This is a genomic window from Marinobacter sp. LV10R510-11A, from assembly GCF_900215155.1.
Classification (GTDB): Bacteria; Pseudomonadota; Gammaproteobacteria; order Pseudomonadales; family Oleiphilaceae; genus Marinobacter.
In genome coordinates, this window is sequence record NZ_LT907980.1 from 2682710 (window position 1) to 2703291 (window position 20582).

The window sequence follows — 20582 nt, forward strand, 5'->3', positions numbered from 1 at the left end:
TGAGTTCATAATGGCCAAAGTATACCTGACCCGCGACCCGCACGGCGAGGCCGGCTGGCTATCGAAACGCCTCCAGTTCACGGTTCAGGGCATCCTCCAAAAAGGCGCGGTAATAGAGATACTGGCTGGTTTGTATATCCTGCTGATACACCCGTGGATCCAAATCGTGGGGCAGGTGCACATCCGTAAGGTAAACCGGGTAGCGATCACCGCTCTGGCGCAGTGAGTGGATGTAGTGAGCAACAGCCGAAATGAGCTGGTCGCCGTATTGCAGAACGGTAAACTCTCGCTCACCACAATAAAGATCAAAGCGAACCCGGCTATCACCTTCTTGAATGCCCACGGCTTGCACCTCAAGCCCTGGCAAAGTGGCTCCGGTATCCGTTTGTGGCCGATACTCCGGGCGCCAGAGCCCGTTACTCGCAACCATTTCGTAACACCGCACACCGGCCAGGGCCACTGGCACCTCGCTGTAGCGCAGGGTGCGCCGCTCTACTAAATTTTCAAGAAAGCGCCGCAGAGGTGTCAGCAGGTAACGGCGGCTGGTGACCGGCTGGCTCCATTCGAGCAGCGAACCGCGCTCATCAATCACCCATATCTGCGCGCGCTCGCCGCGAACCCGATAAAACACCTGAACACTGTTCGGTTCGCTGGCCTGACACGCCGCACGCACAGCCCGGTCGTCCAACAATGCGTAGCGATCGAAAACGATTGGCAGATAAGCGTCGCGGGGTTGGGCCAGGCATTCCATTAGCGCGGCCCGGCTTTCCAGGGCAATGAAGCCGGGTTTGGTACCACTGAATTCCAGCAGAAAATACCGACGATCCATTTCGATAACGTAACGCAGGGAGTGTGGGCCGGCGCCACCGGCAAAAAACTGGCGCAACACATCCGCAAACAGTTCCCGCACTCGCCGAGCGATAGCCCCTCCGTGCCCTCGGTTGTGGCTGTGCACCTCAATATCGGGAATAACGCGGGGGTCGAGTGCAACCGAGGCGAGCACATTCTTTAGGCACTGGATCAACGTGTCTCCCGATGCGTAGTGTTGAAGACTGACCTCGTGCCAACTGTTCAGGGTGATCTGGTCAATGGTCACAACCAGATTCTCACGCCCACCGCTGAAGCCCAGAGAATCATGTCGGGCGCTAAGCTTGTGCAGCCCGCGCTCGGTAAGATGAGACTGCGGGTCCACCCCCACATTGATCAGTATAAGGTTGCGCAGGGGACGAACCGCACGGGCAAGTGCTTCTCGCTCTGCCGGTGCCACAGGAAACCGCACAAACCCCGCAAGCGCATCCAGCATTTCCCGCAATTCACTGATGGAGGCAATACCCTGCCCAGAGCGGACATTAAGACGAGTGGAGCGGGTTAGCAAACCGTTGCAATAGCACCAAACAACCAATTCCGCGAGGTTTCCAGAGCGCCGAATAACCGGCTGCCAAGCGGCATCTGATGGGCCTTCCAAATCCCGGTACAATAGCCAGCTGGTTCCGGCCCCACCTTGTTCTGATTGGTGATGAAAGGCTAGGTTTTCCTCTGCCAGCGACGGCACCAACCCCGGATTAATCTGCTCAATCTTACCCGCCTTGCGCTGAAAGGCTGCGTAGAGTTTGCGGCCGAGCAGGTTAATATCGTTCGCGTTGATGGCTGACTGCTCGCCGTGATCCCGAGCCATTTTCGAGAGTAGTCTATAACTGTGCGTCAGCTCCGACACCACCACGCGTCGCAGGGAAGACACTTCTTCTGCGCGCCAGCGCTGGCGGTTGTCTAGGGCTTCAATGTGCTTGTGCTGCCAGCCCCAGCCCGCCACAAGGCTTCTGAGCAGCTTGGCTCTCCAGGGCTCTGCACTGTGCTCCCCCGACGCCCCGGTGCGAGTGAGCGGCAGCCCCGTCTTGATATACAAGCTGCGACGCACCAGATCTAGCCGCCCTTCGGCGCCAGCCTCTGTCAGCCACTGTTCCAAACGCTGGTACAGCATTACATACGGGTCCAGAACATCCACATCAATGATGCCGCTGAATACCGCGCGCTTGAACACCCGTGACAACACCGGCTGCTCCGGCGTCTGGGCGTAACATTCGATAAGCAAAAGCTTCAGAATCGACTTCCAGGGCGCATCAATACCCTTATAGAGCTGCCAAACACCCGCACCGAGAAATTCACTGGCTGGTATCGCCGGTACCGCGCCGAAGTCTATGTACTCGTCGCCACGAATAAAGCGGTAGTCCGCTAACCTGTTTACACATTCCTGATAACGATCTTCCTGCTCCGAAGGGATGAGCCACCAAATTGGATAGCATCCACCCAGATGAATTCCGGTGCGATAAAACTCATCCAGAAGCAGATAGTGCTGGGCGCTGCCGCAGTTTTCGCCGCTCACCTCTGCGCGTGGTCGCCCATTCCGCCAGTCGGCCGCGGCGAATACAAACACGTGCAGTTCAATGCCAAAAGAAGACGCCCACTCCGTCAGCTTCTCTGCCTTGCGCTCGAGGCGCAGAATGCCCGGCTCTTGAAGATCGTCCCGATGGCACAGCCAAACATCCAGATCACTGGCTACGGAATCGCCCAATGTGCCGGGGCTGCCCATTAAAAACAGCGCTTCCAGATCGGCTCGGCGCTTGCCCTCGTCCCGCATACTAAAGGTTCGCGCCAGGCGCCGTGCGGCACTTATGGTTGCGGAACCCGGTTGATAGTGCCTCAGGCCATAAGGGCAATCGGTATCCAGATAGCCGGCCAGAGCCGGGTGGTTGGTGTGAAACACCAGAGGCAGAACGTCCAACACTGCTTGCTGCCGATAGGTGAGCGACGAGTGCGCCCTCTCCCAGCGCTGGTGATTAACCATGAGAAACCTGTCCCGCAGACGGCGCAGGGTTTTGCGATCAATGCCCTCTTCAAAATCCAGGGCAATCGGTGGGGCGTGAGCGGTCAAGGCAGCTCCGGGGGAGAGGTTCTTTCCGGTTTAATTATCAGTATGATGAGCTCATCGTGGCAAAACCGTCAAAAAAATAAAAGCGGAATGCGCTTCAGAAAACCCGAGGTCCTGCCCAGTGAAAGAGTTTGTCATACAGCGTTATCGTGCCGATGCACCCGCCGGCACCGGTCGCCAGACCCTGTTGCGTATTGACGACGAAGGCAAGGTGCTGTTCGCCGACAACAATGCCGAAGCCGTACTCGGATACGATGCCAGCGAGTTGGAAGGCGTCATGGTACACCGGGTTCTGGCATCAACAGAGGACGACCCTTTCGCGCCAGTACACCGACACCGTATCGAGAGTGGCCAAAATGTGCTGGTCACCCTCCGCCATAAAGAAGGTTTTTTTTACACAGCAAGCCTTTCACTGCGTGTCAGTATGCGCGATTCAGACGAAGCCGCCAGCGCCCGAATCACTCAGCAGGAAAACTCCGCCATAGATCCACGCTTGCAGCGCTGCGCAGAAAGCGCTGCAAGCTTCGGGATATGGGAGCTGGATATCACCAGCAACCAAATTACCTGGACCGAGGGGCTATATCGAGTGCTTGAGCTAAAGCCGGGCACAGATATTACGCCCGAGCAGGCACTGTTCTACTGCCAAAGCGGCCAGGGTCGCATCCGGGCGCTGTTCCGCAGGTGTGCGCATACTGGCGCACCTTTCACGATTGAGCTAAATCTACTGACGGCGCAGCAGAAAAAGATTCGCGTTACCTTGAATGGTCGTGCCCTTAAAGCGGGCGGCAGAGTGCGCAAGCTTGGCGGCACCTTGGTTGACCGCACCGGCGAAATGCAACGCGACCAAGCTCGCACAAGGGCTGAAAAAATTCTGAGCGCAACCACGGCAGCAAGCCCAGGGCTGATAGCTGCCGTGGACAAAAATTTGAACCTGCTGCATTTCAACGCGCCCTATGCCAGGTTGTTCGCCAGCATCTTCGGCGTAACGCCTCAGACCGGTGACAACCTGAGCCAGTTGCTGGAAAAATACCCGAACGAGCGACACCTGGCTGAACAACTCTGGCGACGCGCCTTCGAGCAAGACAGCTTTGTTGTGGACATGCCCATCACCCAGCAAAGCGGTGAGTGGCCCGTGTATGAGTTCCATTATCAGCGCCTGACTGACAGCCAGAATGATGGCCAAACTGACAGCAAGAGCGAAACCACGGGCGCGGTCGTTGTGGCCAGTGATATCAGCAACCGCGCCAGCAACACAGGTGACAGCGAATACCGATACCGGCACGACCCGATAACCGGGCTAACCAACCGAAGGGAGTTCACTGCTCGCCTTCAGCGCAGCATGGAGCAAAAAAACGGGGAGTCAGCCGAAAGCAGCCTTCTATATCTGAACCTAGATGCATTCGGGCACTTCAACAGCACTGCCGGTAACGGTGCGTGTGATCGGTATCTCAGAGAGTTGGCCAGCAGCCTCGACGTTCGTAACAGGCCACAAGATACGGTATCGCGACTTTCTGGCGACACCTTCGCCCTGCTCATTGAAAACTGCACCGAATCTGCGGCCCGTAAGCTCGCAGAAGACATTCTAAGCCTCATCCGCAACTTTGTTTTTGAGTGGCAGGGACATCAACTGCAAACCACCGCCAGTGGTGGTTTGCTGATTATGGGTAAAAACACGCCTACGGATCCCGAGCAACTGCTGGGCCAGGCTGCAGATCTTTGCCACGATGCAAAAACATCCGGGCGCAACCGGGTTCATACCGCCCATGCTTCTCGCCCCAAAGCAGATGACAGCAGCAATGAATACGTCGACCAGATCCGAAAAGCACTGGATCAGCAAGCGCTGATACTTGAGTTCCAATCGCTCAAGCCCGTCGCCAGTGTCACCTGGGGCGACCATATAGAAATTTTCTCGCGAATTCCTGGAAGCGGCGAACATGAGGCGTGGCTGCAGCCGGATCAGTTTCTCCCAGTAGCGGAGCGATTTGATCTGGCCAAACGGCTGGACCGGCAGGTGATACTGCAAACGCTGACCTGGCTGGCCGACCATCGGCTGCTGGAGCCGAGACTGAAATACTGCGGTTTTAACCTGTCTTTGGCTAGCGTGCTGGACGATACCTTTGCGGATTTCATGGAGTCTGTGATCAGGGTTTCAAACTATCCCGCAGAATGCTTCTGTCTTGAAGTCCGCGAAGCCCACGCAACCCAGTACCCAGATGAAGTTGCCGTGCTGTGTGATGCCCTGCACCGGATTGGCTGTCGTGTCGCACTGGATGGCGCTGGCGCTTCCGTGGAAAGCTACAGCCTTGCGGCGAAACTACCGGTGGACGTTATCAAACTGGACCGTAGCCTGATGCTAAGGCTGGGAGACGATCCGGTTCAGCAGATTATGGTGGAAGCCCTGCACAGGATTGCACAGGAATCGGGGAAGATAACGGTCGCAACCTTTATCGAGAACGACGACATTCTCAGAAAGGTCAGAACCCTAGGCATTCACTTCGGCCAGGGGTTCAGATTAGGCCCGCCCAAACCCTTAGCAGAACTCACGCCGGTGGCCGTAGACCTCTCCACCGGGCGCATCGGCGGTTAAGCCCCTTGCTCAAGGGCAAAGCGTAAAGGGTATTAACCTAGCAGCTTGCGCGCACGAGCCACTGCTGCCCGTACCTGCGCAGGCGCTGTGCCACCAAGGTGGTCACGGGCCTGAACCGAGCCTTCCAGCGTTAGCACATCAAACACATCCTCACCAATGGTGTCGGAGAAGCGGGCCAACTCTTCCAGAGTCATATCAGAAAGGTCCCGCTCTTCAGCGACACCAAAAGCCACCGCTTTGCCTACAACTTCGTGGGCGTCCCGGAACGGCATGCCTTTCTTAACCAGATAATCCGCCAAGTCCGTTGCGGTGGAGAATCCGCGCTTAGCCGCTACGCGCATATTATCTGCCTTCGCACGAATAGCCGGAATCATGTCGGCATAAGCTTTCAAGCAACCTTTGATGGTGTCCACGGTATCGAACAAAGGCTCTTTGTCTTCCTGATTGTCCTTGTTGTAGGCCAGAGGCTGGCTTTTCATCAGCGTAAGCAAGCACATCAGGTGGCCCGTAACCCGGCCAGTTTTGCCACGAACAAGCTCAGGCACATCTGGGTTCTTTTTCTGGGGCATGATTGACGAGCCGGTGCAGAAACGATCCGGCAGATCAATAAAATCAAACTGCGCGGAAGTCCACAGAACCAGCTCTTCACTGAAGCGGGACATGTGTGTCATCAATAGCGCAGCGAAGCTGCAGAACTCAATGGCAAAGTCCCGGTCGCTGACGGAGTCCAGAGAGTTTTCTGAGGGCCGGTCAAAGCCTAACAGCCGTGCAGTCATGGCTCTATCGATCGGGTAAGTGGTGCCGGCCAGGGCCGCAGCACCTAGAGGCATAATGTTCACGCGCTTGCGGCAGTCCTGCAGGCGCTCGCCATCACGCACTAGCATTTCATACCAAGCCAGAATGTGGTGCCCAAACGTGACTGGCTGTGCCGTTTGAAGGTGGGTAAAACCAGGCATGATGGTATCGGCTTCGCGTTCGGCCAGATCCAGCAGGCCGGTTTGTAGGCGTCGAAGCTCCGCGGCAATTACATCAATTTCGTCGCGCAAATAAAGGCGAATATCCGTAGCCACCTGATCGTTACGGCTGCGGCCGGTGTGCAGTTTCTTGCCAGTGATGCCAATGCGCTTGGTCAACTGGGCTTCTATGTTCATGTGTACGTCTTCAAGGCTCACAGACCACTCAAAGCGCCCCGCCTCAATGTCTTCCTTAACCCCGTTCAGGCCATCAATAATGCTGTCGCGTTCTTCCACGGTTAGCACGTCAACTTCGGCGAGCATAGTCGCGTGAGCGATGGAGCCGATGATATCGTGATGATACAGGCGCTGATCAAACCCTACGGATGCGGTGAAGCGCTCCACGAATGCGTCGGTGGGTTCACTAAAGCGTCCGCCCCAGGGTTTTTCGGAGGTTGTGGCCTGGTCAGGTTTTTTCTGATCCGTCATGGTCTATCTTTCCTGCTGGCAGCCCGGCATTATCTGGCGGGAACTGAGTACATTGAATATGGCGGGAGTATAGCATTCTGACCCGTAGAAAAGAGACTCCCCTAGCTGGGGACAAGGTCGCCGTGATACAGGGTTTTTTCGTACCAGATCTTTGCCGAGTACGGTCTGTATTCATGTTACTGGTCACCAGCGAACTCCTGGTGCTTGTGCTGGCCATAGTTCAGGCCAGCAACGGCTGGATTGACTGGAATTATTTCGCGCTCTTATCGCTGTTTGTGCAATGGACGACCCTCACCAGCGCCGCGCTGATTTGCCTGCTGCGGTACCGGTTGGCCAGAATGTCTGTAACCCGAGCCACCCTTGCCATTGCAGCCATCGTACTACTCGATGTACTCGCCTTCAGCCTGTTCGCCGACAGTGTTTTGCACCCACAACCGGGCATAATCGACTGGCAAGCTATTGCCAAAAAGCTACTGCTAGCACTGCTAATTGTGCTGATGGTGCTGCGCTATTTTTATCTGCAACACCAATGGCAGCAGCAGCGGGAAGCAGAAATGCAGGCGCACCTAGCAGCGTTGCAAGCACGCATACAGCCACACTTCCTGTTTAACAGCATGAACACCATCGCCAGCCTTATTGCGTCTGACCCAGAGCAGGCCGAAGAAGCGGTTCTGGATCTTTCCGAGCTGTTTCGCGCCAGCCTGCGTACGGGTGACCAGCTTATCCCATTGGCTAAAGAGCTGGACTTATGCCAGCGCTATCTCGCTATTGAAGCCCTGCGACTAGGCCCTCGCTTGAAACTGGAATGGCGCATCGCCGAAGGGCTGGAGCGCCAAGCCATACCGCCGCTAACCCTGCAGCCGCTGGTAGAAAACGCGGTTTATCACGGCATACAGCCTCGCCCAGAGGGTGGTACCGTGCGTATAGAAGCGGAAGCTCGCGGCAACTTTGTGTATCTGCTGGTACAAAACCCCAAACCGCAAAGCAACGGCAGCCAGCACAGCGGCAACCGCATGGCTTTGAGTAATATACAAGCACGGTTGCAGGCACTGTTCGCAGAGGCTGCGGTGCTGAAACACAGCCATCAGGGAGACGTGTACACCGTGACCTTAAGGCTACCAAAAACCACACAGTACTCATGACAAAACAGAAGATTCTGATAGCCGACGATGAGCCTCTGGCTCGGCAACGCCTTCGACGGCTGGTCGAAAGCCTACCGGATTACCAGGTATGCGGCGAAGCCGGTGATGGCGACGCGACGCTCGCTCGGGTTGCCGAGTTGCAGCCAGATATTCTGCTGCTGGACATACGCATGCCCGGCCTTGATGGCATGGGGGCAGCCGCGCGCCTGAGTCTGCTCAGCAATCCGCCAGCTATTATTTTCTGCACCGCCTACGACAACTACGCGATACAAGCTTTCGATGTTCAGGCCGCAGCCTACCTGCTCAAGCCCGTGCGCAAAGATGCGCTGGCAGAGGCACTGACCCGTGCGGGGCGGGTTAACCGTGTTCAGTTACGAGCGCTTTCCGGCAGCAACACTGGCCAAGAGACCGCGGAGGGTGAGCAACTCGCGGTTCGCACCCACCGGGGCACCGAGCTAATAGATATAGCCGAGATCCGCTATTGTCAGGCGGATCAGAAATACGTGACCATTCACCATTCCCGTGGTGAAGCAGTTTCTGACTACACATTGAAAGAACTGGAAAATGCCTACCCGCATCAATTGCTCCGAATTCACCGCAACACGTTGGTAGGCGTGCGCTTTATTCAGGCTTTGAAACGCACGCCAGATGGCCACAACCTGGTACTGCTCAGGGATGATCTAGGGGAGCTCCAAGTAAGCCGTCGTCACACCACCAACGTGCGCCAATGGCTGCAGGGGCGGCAATCTGGCTAAGCGCAACTAACCGCAACAACCCGTGCTATAGCGGGCGGTGTAAAGCGGCCACCCACGGGACTTTTACGGCGCCACAGGGTACCCTTGGCAAACATTTTCAGAACCGACAGTGAGCAACATGTCTAAACGAACTCTTCGTGTCGCAACCCGCAGCAGCGCCTTGGCGTTATGGCAGGCGGAATTCATTAAGGCTGAACTGGAACGGCTCCACGACAACGTGGTTGTAGAGCTGGTCAAGATTAAAACCCAGGGGGACAAAATCCTCGATGTTCCACTGGCAAAAATCGGCGGTAAGGGCCTGTTTGTAAAAGAGCTGGAAGAAGCCATGATTGATGGCCGGGCAGATCTGGCGGTGCACTCCATGAAAGATGTGCCCATGGCTTTTCCCGAAGGCCTTGGGCTGGTTGCTATCTGTGAGCGAGAAGACCCCGCAGATGCCTTCGTGAGTAACCACTTCGATAACGTAGATGCCCTCCCACATGGTTCTGTGGTCGGCACTGCTAGCCTGCGCAGAGAGTCTCAGCTTCGGGCCTACCGGCCAGATCTGGAGATCCGGGTTCTGCGGGGCAACGTGAACACCCGCCTGGCAAAACTCGATGCCAGTAATTACGACGCCATTGTGCTGGCCAGCTCCGGCCTCAAGCGCCTAGGCTTCCACGATCGAATTCGTTACTCCATACCAGACACCGTCTCCTTGCCCGCTGTTGGCCAGGGCGCGCTGGGCATAGAATGCCGGCTCGATGACGACGAACTGCGTGCCATGCTGGAGCCACTGAACCACCACGACACGTCCGACCGAGTGAAAGCCGAGCGAGCGCTCAACCGCCGTCTTGAAGGTGGCTGCCAGGTGCCTATTGCCGCCTATGCCCTGCTCGAAGACAACGATACGACTGTGTGGTTGCGCGCACTGGTAGGCGCGGTTGATGGCACACAAATCCTTCGCGTTGAAGGCCGGGCGCCTAGAGCGGAAGGTGAACGCTTGGGCCGCGAACTGGCAGAAAAACTTCTAACAATGGGCGCCGACAAAATTCTGGCTGAAATTTATGGCCACACCCCAGTTTGATCTACCTAATCTGGCCGGCCGGCGTGTTCTGATTTGCCGGCCGGAACCAGAGGCGTCTCGGTTAGCCCGGCAGTTTCAGTCTGCTGGCGCCGAGACGTTTGTGTTTCCGCTGGTTGATCGAGAGCCACTACCAGAGACCCCAGAACGTCGCACCACCATCCTTAGCCTCGATGAATTTTCCCACGTTATAGCCGTTAGCCCCTATGCTGCGCGCCTTTTGCTGGAAGAGCTGGACACTTGGTGGCCCCAACTTCCCGCTGGCCTGAAATGGTACGGCGTGGGCGCTGGCACAGCCAAAGCACTGGCCGAATACGGGCTAAGCCCGCGCAAACCCGACGAAGGCTGGACCAGTGAAGCGCTACTGAAACTGCCCTCTTTGGCGCACCTGAACGGGGAACGGGTACTGGTTGCCCGGGGAGAGGCGGGCCGCGAGCTAACCCGGAAAACCTTGGAAGCCCGCGGCGGGCGAGTCACCATGATGCCGCTGTACCGGAGATTCTGCCCGGATTACACACCCGCACAGATCAATAGGGCCCTAGATCAGTTTGCGCCGGAGGCCATTATCGCGCTCTCTGGAGAAACCCTAAACAATCTCATCGCACTATGTGCGAATTGCAGCCATAATCTATACGATAGACCTATCATTGTACCCGCCCGGCGTATCGCCGATCAGGCTCGCACGGCGGGATTCAATGCTCCGTTTGTACCAGGAAGCCTTGCCGATAACGACATCGTGGCCGCCGTCGCAGAACAACTGGCGGGCCGTAACGGTGGCTCCGGAACAGCCAAGTAAGGACGCCCGTGACTGAAACAACAAAACAATTACCTGCCTTGATCGAGAAACAACAACCCGCCCGCCAGATAGTCTGGCCAGTGTGGGTTATCTCTATTATTGCCCTGATCTGTGTTGCCGTATTGGCCCTTTGGAACTTGCAGCAATGGAACGGCCAGCAGGCCAGCTTGCAGACACTAAAAAGCCTACAGCAAGACACCGTTCAGCTTGAGAATCTGTACGGCGACCGAGGCAACCAGCAAGGTCAGCGCTTACAATCCCTAGAAGAAAAACTCACCTCCCAGCGGGAGCTAATTGCCACCCAACAGCGGCAGATAGATCACAACGCCCGCGAACTGCTAGAAGCCGGAAACCGTACCCGCACCGACTGGTTATTGGCCGAGGCAGAGTATTTGCTGCGCATTGCCAACCAGCGGTTGTTGATCGAGAAAGACATTGGCGGCGCCTTGTCTGCCCTTGAAGCTGCAGACGAAGTACTCACAGAGTCTGATGACATCGGCGTTTACCCCGTACGGCAGCAGCTGGCCCGGGAAGTCCTGGCGCTTAAAGGCATTGCCAGCGTCGACAGAACCGGCCTTTATCTCACCCTCGAGGCCGCCATCGATAGCGTTCACCAGCTCACCGACCAAGCGCTCATCAGCAAGCAGGCACCCGGATTTGTGGGCGATTCGCAATCAGACGATGCCCCACCCGCCGGCGGCGAGCCAAGCATGCTGGCCAAAGCTTGGCAAACGTTTAAATCCACTCTGATGCAGGTTGTTGTGGTTCGCCGTTTGGACGAATCGGTAAAGCCGCTGTTGTCGCCAGACCAGAGCGCCTACGCACGACTGAACCTGCAACTGATGCTAGAAGAAACCGAAATGGCCGTGCTCAGAGGTAATCAGCCTGTATATGAGCGCGCTCTTGCCAAAGCCCAGGCGGCCGTTGCGGACTGGTACGACAGCAGCAATCCACGGGTAAGCGCACTGTCGAACACCCTGGATGAGCTAACCACAAACAACGTCGCCCCAGACCTGCCAGACATTAGTAAATCACTGGATCTACTCAAACAGCGGCTTGCTGGCCGCCTCAGCAAAGACAAGGGTGCCAAGAGTGACGAAAACACAGAAGCCAACGGAGGCGATGATTCATGATTCGCCTGCTTCTGATCGTTCTGTTTGCCCTGTTAATCGGCACCGGGCTTTCTCTGGGGCTGCAATACGACCTGGGTTACATTCGCATCAGCCTGGGCAACTACCTGCTTGAGACCAATTTCTGGGTTGGCCTTGCCCTGCTGATAGCGGTTGTCGCGTTGATTGTTTTAACCATCAACCTGTTCCGCCGCATGCGGCACGGCAGCGGGCTGATAGCCGGCTGGGTGTCCAGAAGCAAAGAACGTCGGGCACGACGTCGCACCACTCAAGGCCTGCTGGCGCTGGCAGAAGGCAACTGGCCAAGGGCCCACAAGATGCTTACCTCGGCCGCAAGTCACGCAGACACGCCACTTATCAACTATCTGGCGGCAGCCCAGGCAGCCTTCGAGTGCGGTGATCACGAAGCTGAGGATGAGTTGCTAAGGAAGGCGTTTGAAAGCACACCAGGGTCCGATATGGCTGTAGGCATTACCCAGGCCCAGCTTCAGCTTGCGGGCAACCGCTTGGAACAAGCCCTCGCCACTCTGGTGCGTTTGCGCAAGCAGTCTCCGCACCACCCCTTTGTGCTCAAGCTACTCAAAAACACTTACCTTCGTCTTGAAGACTGGCGCGAGCTGTCGAAGTTGCTGCCGGAGCTGCGCAAGCGCAATGTGCTGCCAGAATCAGAGTTGGGAGAGCTTGAGCGGCAGGTATGGCATAACCTTTTGGAGCGGGCCGCTGAAGACTGCAGGCGCCAGCAAAAGGAGAACCCGAACACGTCTTTGGAACCACTCACTCGCCTTTGGGATGAGCTCCCGGGGTTTCTGCGCAAAGACGAGAAAACCATCGGGAATTATGCGCGGTTGCTGGCAGATCTTGGGGACGAAGTCCAGACCGAAACCCTGCTGCGCAAGGTTCTGCACAATCACTGGAGCGATGATCTGGTCAATGTATATGGCCGGATAGAAGGCCGCAAACCAGACGAGCAGCTGCTTACCGCCGAACAGTGGTTAAAAGACCGACCTAACAATGCGGAATTGCTACTGGCACTTGGTCGGCTGAGCCTACGCAATGAATTGTGGGGCAAGGCCCGGGAATATTTCGAGACCAGCTTGAAGTTACGCCGTAGCCGGGAGGCTCTGTCAGAGCTGAGCCGCTTGACCGCTCACATGGGCGACGAAGAAGTGAGCATCAAGCTTATGATGAAGGGGCTGGCAAAAGATAATGGGCTGCCAGAACTGCCCATGCCAAAAGCCTGACAGAACAACAAAGGAGTCAGAACGGGCGCTCTGACACCTTTGTTGTCTTAGTTCCGGGGTGCATACTCCAACACATCGGACAAAAAACTCTCAGGCGGCAGCCCGGCTTCCACCAAGGCGTCCATCAATGCGTAGACCATCGCCGGTGAGCCGCTGGCGTGCACTTCTACGTTATTCCAGTCCATGCCAGATGCCAGCACAGCGCGCACCAGTTGATCGTGATGCCCGCCCCAGTCGCTATCCTCATCATCGCCGACCACCGGCTGAAATGTGAACCCTGACCAGTCTTGCTCCCACTGGCGAGCCATGGATCTCAAGTACATGTCTTCATGGCGGCGCACGCCCCAGAACAACTTCACTGGCTGAGCAAAGGATGTACTGCGTAAATAATCCACCAAGCTTTTCATCGGCGCGAAGCCGGTACCTGCTGCAACCAGCAACAACGGCTTCTCGGGAGTGGAGGCAAGACACGCTTTTCCGTGGGGCATTTCGAGACTGACTGTCTCACCGGAGGTCAGCGCATCTATGACCTTTTGCGCTGACACCCACTCGGGAGAAGCCTGAACATGCAGTTCAATGTGTGGCTCTGCCGGGCTGCTGGCAATGGAAAAATAACAGGGTTCGGCATCTGGCAAGTTGACCGATAAATATTGGCCCGCATGAAAAGACAGCTCCCGCCGCCGCGGCAACTGAAGCTCAACCCGATACACATCGTGGTTCATAGAGCGCACATCCACGACGTTTGCCTGAAACTTTCGGGGCTGGTTCTTTCCTGCTGCCATAACGGCGCTAATCTCCAGTTCAAGATGGTCGAGCGCGATGGTTCTGCACATCATCAGCCGCGCGCCAATCGGAATCGTCTGTTGGTTTCGGGTATTTAGAGCTGAGCCGCTAAGCAGCCGCGCCTCGCAGAGTTCGCATACGCCGTTTTTGCAAGCGAACGGAACGGCAACACCTGCGCTGGCAGCAGCGCTCAGCAAATTACTGTCGGCGACTGCTGCGAAACGAACCCCGGATGGCTCAAGATCTATGTGCCACGCCTTAATGTTCATATTAATCGGGGCGGGCAGGCGGATTTTCAATCCCCAGGCTATCCCAGAGCTCGTCTACCCGCTGTTTTACCGCATCGGTCATGGCAATGGGCTCGCCCCACTCTCGGTTTGTTTCGCCCGGCCATTTATTGGTGGCGTCCATTCCCATTTTAGAGCCCAGGCCCGACACAGGCGAGGCAAAGTCCAGATAATCAATAGGCGTGTTTTCTATCAGAACAGTGTCGCGCGCAGGATCCATCCGGGTGGTAATGGCCCAGATCACATCTTCCCAATTACGGGCATCCACATCGTCATCGGTCACAATCACGAACTTGGTGTACATAAACTGCCGTAAAAACGACCATACACCCATCATCACCCGCTTGGCATGGCCTGGGTACTGCTTCTTCATGGTCACCACTGCAAGGCGGTAAGAGCAGCCTTCCGGCGGTAAGTAAAAATCTACAATTTCGGGGAATTGCTTCTGCAATATGGGAATGAACACTTCGTTCAGTGCCACACCCAGAATAGCTGGCTCATCGGGCGGGCGGCCAGTATAGGTGCTGTGATAAATCGGATTTTTGCGGTGAGTAATCCGCTCAACGGTGAACACCGGGAACTCGCCCACTTCGTTGTAGTAACCGGTGTGATCTCCAAACGGGCCCTCGGGCGCGTGATCGTCTGGGTAGATAAAGCCTTCCAGTACAATCTCAGCGCTGGCAGGCACCTGCAGATCACTGAGGCCAGCCTGCACCAGCTCGGTACGACTGCCTCGGAGCAAGCCTGCAAATGCGTACTCGGACAGCGAATCGGGCACCGGCGTCACAGCACCCAGAATGGTGGCCGGATCTGCACCCAGGGCAACCGCTACCGGGTAAGGTTTACCAGGATTCTCTTTCTGAAACTCCTGAAAATCCAACGCCCCGCCCCGGTGACTTAGCCAGCGCATAATCAAGCGGTTACGACCAATCACCTGCTGCCGATAAATACCAAGGTTTTGCCGTTCTTTGTGGGGGCCACGGGTAATCACCAGCGGCCAGGTAACCAGCGGCCCTGCATCGCCGGGCCAGCAGTGCTGTACAGGAATTTGATAAAGGTCGACCTTATCTTTTTCGATGACCACTTCTTGGCAGGGAGCAGATCGGAGCACTTTTGGGCTCATGCGCATGACTTGCCGGAGCAGCGGCAGTTTTTCGATAGCGTCTTTGAAGCCTTTCGGGGGATCCGGTTCTTTAAGATAGGCCAGCAGTTTGCCGACTTCCCGAAGCGCGGTCACATTCTCCTGCCCCATGCCCAAGGCCACTCTTTTGGTTGTACCAAAGAGGTTGGCGAGCACCGGCATGTCGTAGCCTTTGGGGTTTTCGAACAACAACGCAGGCCCACCTGCCCGCAGCGTGCGGTCGCAAATTTCGGTCATTTCCAGATGAGTGTCTACTTCAACGGAGATACGCTTCAGCTCGCCCAGTTTCTCCAACTGGTCGATGAAATCCCGCAGGTCGTTGTATTTCATCTTAGGCTCCGGTTAGTCCCGGCGATATACGTGGGTTCAGAGAGATTGGTTCTGACTGAACGCCAGAACAGGATGTGATCGACATTACCGGGGAAGGCTTCCCCGGTAATGTCAGCCCTCGAAGGCAAAGGGCGCTAATACACCCGTCTTAACGACGCTTCATTGCCTGGAAAAATTCGTCGTTGGTCTTAGTGTCTTTAAGCTTGTCCAGCAAGAACTCAATGGCGGCGGAATCGTCGTCCATGGAGTGCAGCAGCTTGCGCAGTATCCAAACCTTTTGGATGTCGGCTTCATTCATCAGCAAGTCTTCACGGCGGGTGCCGGAGCTGCGGATATTGATGGCCGGGTAGATGCGCTTCTCTGCGATCTTCCGATCCAGGTGAATCTCCATGTTACCCGTGCCCTTGAACTCCTCGTAGATCACTTCGTCCATTTTGGAACCCGTGTTCACCAGAGCCGTCGCAACGATCGTCAGGCTGCCACCCTCTTCTACATTACGGGCTGCACCGAAGAAACGCTTGGGCTTTTCCAGAGCGTGGGCGTCGACGCCACCGGTCAACACCTTGCCAGAGGAAGGAATCACTGTGTTATAGGCACGAGCCAGCCGGGTGATGGAATCCAGCAGGATAACCACGTCTTTTTTGTGTTCAACCAAGCGCTTGGCTTTTTCGATAACCATTTCCGCTACTTGAACGTGACGTGCAGGCGGCTCATCAAAAGTTGAAGCAATCACTTCGCCGCGCACCGTGCGCTGCATTTCAGTCACTTCCTCCGGCCGCTCATCAATCAACAGCACCATGATGTGGCATTCCGGATGATTGCGAGCGATGGACTGGGCAATGCTCTGCATCAGTATGGTTTTACCGGCCTTGGGTGGCGATACAATCAGACCACGCTGGCCTTTACCGATCGGGGCCACCAGATCCAACACCCGGGATGAAAGATCCTCGGTGCTTCCGTTACCGGTTTCCAGCTGCATACGCTCATCGGGAAACAGCGGTGTCAGGTTTTCAAACAGGATCTTGTTGCGGGCGTTGTCCGGCTTATCAAAGTTAATCTCGTTAACTTTCAACAGGGCAAAGTAACGCTCACCGTCTTTAGGCGGGCGAATTTTGCCCGCAACGGTATCGCCGGTACGCAGGTTGAAGCGACGGATCTGGCTGGGAGAGACATAAATATCGTCTGGCCCCGCCAAGTAGGAGGCGTCGGCAGAGCGGAGGAAGCCGAAGCCATCCTGTAGAATCTCCAGTACGCCATCGCTATGAATGTCTTCGCCGCTTTTCGCATGCTTTTTCAGGATGGTAAAAATGACATCCTGTTTGCGAGAGCGCGCTAGGTTATCGAGGCCCATTTCTTGCGCGATTTCGAGCAATTCGGGCATGGAATTCTGCTTAAGTTCGGTAAGATTCATAAGTTATTAGATTGTCAGGAATGGAAGTAAACGGATATTGGGATAACGGGGGTGCCTCTGAACATATTCTTAAAATCGTTGTCAAAACAGATGCTGGCCGATGAAGCAACCGGTGCGGATGATATCCGGAATAAAAACTGAAGTCAGCAGAGTGGGAACAACCGTTCGTAGGGCAGGACTGATAATCTGCTACCTTGCTGGCCAATGTCAAGTGTATAAGCCAAATTAACATCAATGTTGCGACCAAATGGTCGTCTCACAGGGCTAGAGGCCTCCCCCTGATGGGTTACTCCCTTCCATTTTTGGCGGCTCATGGGGATACTGGCAGGCATACTTTAACGTGATTTTCGGAGCCTATTTCCATGAGTAGTGAACGCACCGCTGAACTTAGACCTCTCAACATCGCGATTTTAACGATCTCCGATAGCCGTGGGCCAGAGGAAGATTCCTCCGGTCAGTTTCTTGAGGACAGCGTAATAGAAGCTGGGCATCAGCTGATTTCTCGACGCATCCTGCCAGACGATGTGTACCTAGTGCGCGCGGCTATGTCTTCGTGGATTGCGGAGCCGGATGTTCATGTGGTGATCATCACCGGCGGCACCGGCTTTCACGAGCGTGATAGCACGCCAGAGGCCGTTTGGCCTTTGCTAGACAAGACCATTGAAGGCTTTGGCGAAGAGTTTCGGCGCATCTCAGCGTCAGAAATCGGTACCTCCACAATTCAGTCCAGAGCCTTTGGCGGTCTTGCCAATCATACGGCGATTTTTTGCCTGCCTGGCTCCACCGGTGCATGTCGAACCGGTTGGAATGGCATTCTGAATACACAGCTCGACAGCCGCCACGGCCCCTGCAACTTCTCAGCGCTTGTTGGCCGCAAGCCGGCACGCGCGGTTGAGCGCCTTCAGCAGGTGATAGGGTCACACGCCGCTCGCTAATTCAGAATACGGAGACACACATCATGGCTGCCAATCTGACGCCAGTAGAAGACGCCATTGCCCACCTGCTAAGCAAAGCGCCGGTGATAACGAACACGCTGCTTTTGCCACTCACTGAATGCCTTGGCCGGGTACTGGCACAGGATTATCAGGTTCCGGCGGATGTTCCGCCAGCGGATAACAGTGCGGTAGATGGCTACGCTCTGCGCGCAGAGGATTACGCGCCGGGTCGGCCGCTGATTGTCTCTGACCGCATCCCGGCTGGTTCGGCCCCAAGCCCCCTAAAGCCCGGTACCGCCGCTCGCATTTTCACCGGCTCTGAGGTTCCTGCTGGCGCCGACACGGTGATCATGCAGGAGCGAGTTGATGTTACGGATAACGGCATCCTGATTAACGCCGAGGTGAAAGCCGACCAGAATATTCGCCGGCGCGGTCAGGACCTTGCTGAGGGCAGCCTGGCATTGGAAAAAGGTACGAAAATCCGGTCTCAAGAGATGGGCCTTCTGGCGTCTATGGGCGTGGCGAACGTTACAGTCATAAAAAAGCTTCGGGTTGCGATTCTGTCGACCGGCGACGAGTTGGTAGACCCAGGAACACCCCTGAAGCCAGGCCAAATTTACAACACCAACCGTTTTACTCTGCTCGGCCTGTTGGCAGAGGCTGGCTGTGACGTGGTGCTGTGTGAAACCTTGCGCGACACCCGGTCGATTACCCGGGAAACCCTCGAGCGTGCCGCAGCACAGGCGGATTTAATTATCACCAGCGGCGGCGTTTCCGTGGGTGAGGAAGACCATGTGCGGGCGGTGCTGGAAGAATCCGGCGAGCTGTCGCTTTGGCGCATGGCAATCAAACCCGGTAAGCCGTTGGCGTTCGGATCGATCAAGGGCACGCCGGTACTGGGCTTGCCTGGCAATCCGGCTGCGGTGCTGGTCACTTTTCTGATCGTGGGCATGCCTTACATTCGCACCTGCCAGGGCCGCCTGCAGATTCACCCTGTGGGCCAGCAGGTGCCCGCTGCATTTAACGTTACCTCGCCTTCGGTGCGCAGGGAATTTATCCGCGCGCGCACCAAATCTTTTAATGGCGAGACTCAGGTTAGCGCTTATCCGAACCAGAGCTCTGGTGTGCTGAGCTCTGCCTGCTGGGCCGGCGGCCTGGCGGTCGTGCCGGAGCACGCCATGGTTGCAGAGGGCAGCCTGCTGACCTATTACCCATTTACTGAGTTATTGAGCTGATATGACTGACCAAACCGTGACCGTCCGTTTTTTTGCCCGCCTCCGGGAGGAGCTGGACACAGAGCAACTCACGCTGCCGGTAGATAAAGATCAGACGGCCGGCGATCTGCTTGCCGCTCTCGCATGCCGCGGTGGCCCATGGGCGCAACTGCAGGGCAGCCAACCGGTGATGATTTCGATTAATCAGGCCATGGCAAAACCTGGGGCGTCTGTTAAAGCCGGGGATGAAGTGGCTTTTTTCCCGCCGGTAACCGGGGGTTAAGATGATTAGTATTCAAACTGAAGATTTTGATGCGGGCGCTGAATATACAGCCCTGCGGGACAGCGGTGCGGGCACAGGTGCAATTGCTACGTTTACGGGCCTGGTGCGGGACAGCGGCGATACCCAAGGCGTGTCTGGGTTGTTTCTGGAGCATTATCCGGGGATGACGGAGCAGGTGATTGCGGGGCTTATTGAGGAAGCTTCGCGGCGCTGGGATGTACGTAAGGCGCGGGTGATTCATCGGGTTGGCAGGCTGTTGCTGCAGGAGCAGATTGTGTTTGTGGGCGTTTGCAGTGGCCACCGGGGCGACGCGTTTGCGGCTTGCGAGTTCATTATGGACGCTTTGAAGGCGTCTGCGCCGTTTTGGAAGAAGGAGCTTTCTGATAACGGGGAGCATTGGGTGGCGCAGAAGGCTTCTGATGTTGCCCGTGGTGAGGCTTGGGACGAGTAACGTCTAACTCATCAGGTCTTCTGGTCGATTTCTGTTTTTGAACGCTTCCGCGGCATCTGGGCAATCCAGTATTTTTGCCCCGGCGGTTTCTGCGAACACCATTACTCTGCGGTTGTCATCCCGTAACTGGGCCTCCAAAAGGCCGGCAAGCGAGACCGGGTACACGCCGTGTAAAGGATGAGATCTGCCGTCGCACTGAGCGATAACGGGCAGATCGGGTTGTTCACGCCAGGCGGTGAGTAGTCGCTGGAATACTTCCGGCTGTATGCCGGGGGTATCGCAAGGGCACACCAGCACGGCGTCAAAACCGCGTTTTTTTGCTTCGATTAGGCCGGCCAGCATGCCGGCCAGAGGGCCTTGGCTTGTGAAATCATTGGAGTCTTCCAGCACCTGGCCTAGCAGTCGATATTCTTCCAAGGAGCGGTTAGCGCTGATTAGTAGCGCAGTGGTGACGGCATTCAGGGCTTCGGCTACCCAGTGGGCCATTGGGCGTTCGCGCCAGTACATTAGGCCTTTGTCTTGGCCATTCATGCGGGTTCCGGCGCCGCCGGCCAGTAATAGGCTGCAGACTTGCTTGGGGGGCGTTTCGTTCATGGCAGGTCTCGTGGCCAGCGTCTGGTGTTTTCTTGATGCCTGATAATAAAAAACCGCCCAAGAGCATGACTCAA

At 56.3% G+C, this 20582-nt stretch carries 17 protein-coding genes; 11 read left to right on the forward strand and 6 right to left on the reverse strand.

The window, feature by feature from the left end; translation table 11 throughout:
- Positions 1-58 precede the first annotated feature (58 nt).
- Positions 59-2929, reverse strand: coding sequence for a class I adenylate cyclase (locus CPH80_RS12845; RefSeq protein ID WP_096278347.1), 2871 nt, complete (start codon positions 2927-2929; stop codon positions 59-61).
- A gap of 118 nt (positions 2930-3047) precedes the next feature.
- Between CPH80_RS12845 and CPH80_RS12850 the strand changes: the two genes are divergently transcribed.
- On the forward strand, positions 3048-5513 hold the full coding sequence (locus CPH80_RS12850; protein ID WP_096278349.1) for an EAL domain-containing protein: 2466 nt from the start codon (positions 3048-3050) through the stop codon (positions 5511-5513).
- 32 nt (positions 5514-5545) lie between these two features.
- Here CPH80_RS12850 and argH read toward each other — a convergent pair whose 3' ends face one another.
- The gene (argH, locus tag CPH80_RS12855; RefSeq protein ID WP_096278350.1) at positions 5546-6955 is read right to left on the reverse strand and encodes an argininosuccinate lyase; all 1410 of its coding nucleotides are present in this window, start codon (positions 6953-6955) and stop codon (positions 5546-5548) included.
- Positions 6956-7128: 173 nt separating this feature from the next.
- Between argH and CPH80_RS12860 the strand changes: the two genes are divergently transcribed.
- The 6 genes from CPH80_RS12860 to CPH80_RS12885 all read left to right on the forward strand — a co-directional run bounded on the left by CPH80_RS12860 (position 7129) and on the right by CPH80_RS12885 (position 13079).
- A complete protein-coding gene (locus CPH80_RS12860; protein ID WP_096278352.1) occupies positions 7129-8097 on the forward strand; it encodes a sensor histidine kinase in 969 nt (322 codons plus the stop codon).
- The gene (locus tag CPH80_RS12865) at positions 8094-8852 is read left to right on the forward strand and encodes a LytR/AlgR family response regulator transcription factor (protein WP_096278354.1); all 759 of its coding nucleotides are present in this window, start codon (positions 8094-8096) and stop codon (positions 8850-8852) included. The genes CPH80_RS12860 and CPH80_RS12865 overlap by 4 nt, the downstream gene beginning before the upstream one ends.
- Before the next feature lie 118 nt (positions 8853-8970).
- On the forward strand, positions 8971-9915 hold the full coding sequence (gene hemC / locus CPH80_RS12870) for a hydroxymethylbilane synthase (protein ID WP_096278356.1): 945 nt from the start codon (positions 8971-8973) through the stop codon (positions 9913-9915).
- A complete protein-coding gene (locus CPH80_RS12875; RefSeq protein ID WP_096278358.1) occupies positions 9896-10708 on the forward strand; it encodes a uroporphyrinogen-III synthase in 813 nt (270 codons plus the stop codon). Before hemC ends, CPH80_RS12875 begins: the two co-directional genes overlap by 20 nt.
- Before the next feature lie 8 nt (positions 10709-10716).
- Positions 10717-11841 (forward strand): uroporphyrinogen-III C-methyltransferase, encoded by a 1125-nt coding sequence (locus CPH80_RS12880; protein ID WP_096278360.1) that lies wholly within the window; start codon positions 10717-10719, stop codon positions 11839-11841.
- On the forward strand, positions 11838-13079 hold the full coding sequence (locus tag CPH80_RS12885; protein WP_096278362.1) for a heme biosynthesis HemY N-terminal domain-containing protein: 1242 nt from the start codon (positions 11838-11840) through the stop codon (positions 13077-13079). The genes CPH80_RS12880 and CPH80_RS12885 overlap by 4 nt, the downstream gene beginning before the upstream one ends.
- Before the next feature lie 47 nt (positions 13080-13126).
- Here CPH80_RS12885 and CPH80_RS12890 read toward each other — a convergent pair whose 3' ends face one another.
- The 3 genes from CPH80_RS12890 to rho all read right to left on the reverse strand — a co-directional run bounded on the left by CPH80_RS12890 (position 13127) and on the right by rho (position 17031).
- Entirely contained in the window at positions 13127-14131 is a 1005-nt protein-coding gene (locus CPH80_RS12890) for a 2Fe-2S iron-sulfur cluster-binding protein (protein ID WP_096278364.1), read from the reverse strand.
- Position 14132: 1 nt separating this feature from the next.
- On the reverse strand, positions 14133-15620 hold the full coding sequence (gene ubiD, locus CPH80_RS12895) for a 4-hydroxy-3-polyprenylbenzoate decarboxylase (RefSeq protein ID WP_096278366.1): 1488 nt from the start codon (positions 15618-15620) through the stop codon (positions 14133-14135).
- 148 nt (positions 15621-15768) lie between these two features.
- The gene (rho, locus tag CPH80_RS12900; RefSeq protein WP_096278368.1) at positions 15769-17031 is read right to left on the reverse strand and encodes a transcription termination factor Rho; all 1263 of its coding nucleotides are present in this window, start codon (positions 17029-17031) and stop codon (positions 15769-15771) included.
- A gap of 362 nt (positions 17032-17393) precedes the next feature.
- Here rho and moaB point away from each other — a divergent pair, with 362 nt between their 5' ends.
- The 4 genes from moaB to CPH80_RS12920 are packed head-to-tail and all read left to right on the forward strand — an operon-like array spanning position 17394 to position 19914.
- On the forward strand, positions 17394-17966 hold the full coding sequence (moaB, locus tag CPH80_RS12905; protein ID WP_096278370.1) for a molybdenum cofactor biosynthesis protein B: 573 nt from the start codon (positions 17394-17396) through the stop codon (positions 17964-17966).
- A gap of 20 nt (positions 17967-17986) precedes the next feature.
- Positions 17987-19201: a gephyrin-like molybdotransferase Glp gene (gene glp, locus CPH80_RS12910; RefSeq protein WP_096278372.1), complete on the forward strand. Its 1215-nt coding sequence runs from the start codon at positions 17987-17989 to the stop codon at positions 19199-19201.
- 1 nt (position 19202) lies between these two features.
- Entirely contained in the window at positions 19203-19463 is a 261-nt protein-coding gene (gene moaD, locus CPH80_RS12915) for a molybdopterin converting factor subunit 1 (RefSeq protein ID WP_096278373.1), read from the forward strand.
- Position 19464: 1 nt separating this feature from the next.
- The gene (locus CPH80_RS12920) at positions 19465-19914 is read left to right on the forward strand and encodes a molybdenum cofactor biosynthesis protein MoaE (RefSeq protein WP_096278375.1); all 450 of its coding nucleotides are present in this window, start codon (positions 19465-19467) and stop codon (positions 19912-19914) included.
- 3 nt (positions 19915-19917) lie between these two features.
- Here the strand turns inward: CPH80_RS12920 and mobA are convergent, their stop codons facing one another.
- Positions 19918-20508 carry a molybdenum cofactor guanylyltransferase MobA gene (mobA, locus tag CPH80_RS12925; protein ID WP_096278377.1) on the reverse strand — a complete coding sequence of 197 codons (591 nt, stop codon included), beginning with the start codon at positions 20506-20508 and terminating at the stop codon, positions 19918-19920.
- Positions 20509-20582 lie beyond the last annotated feature (74 nt).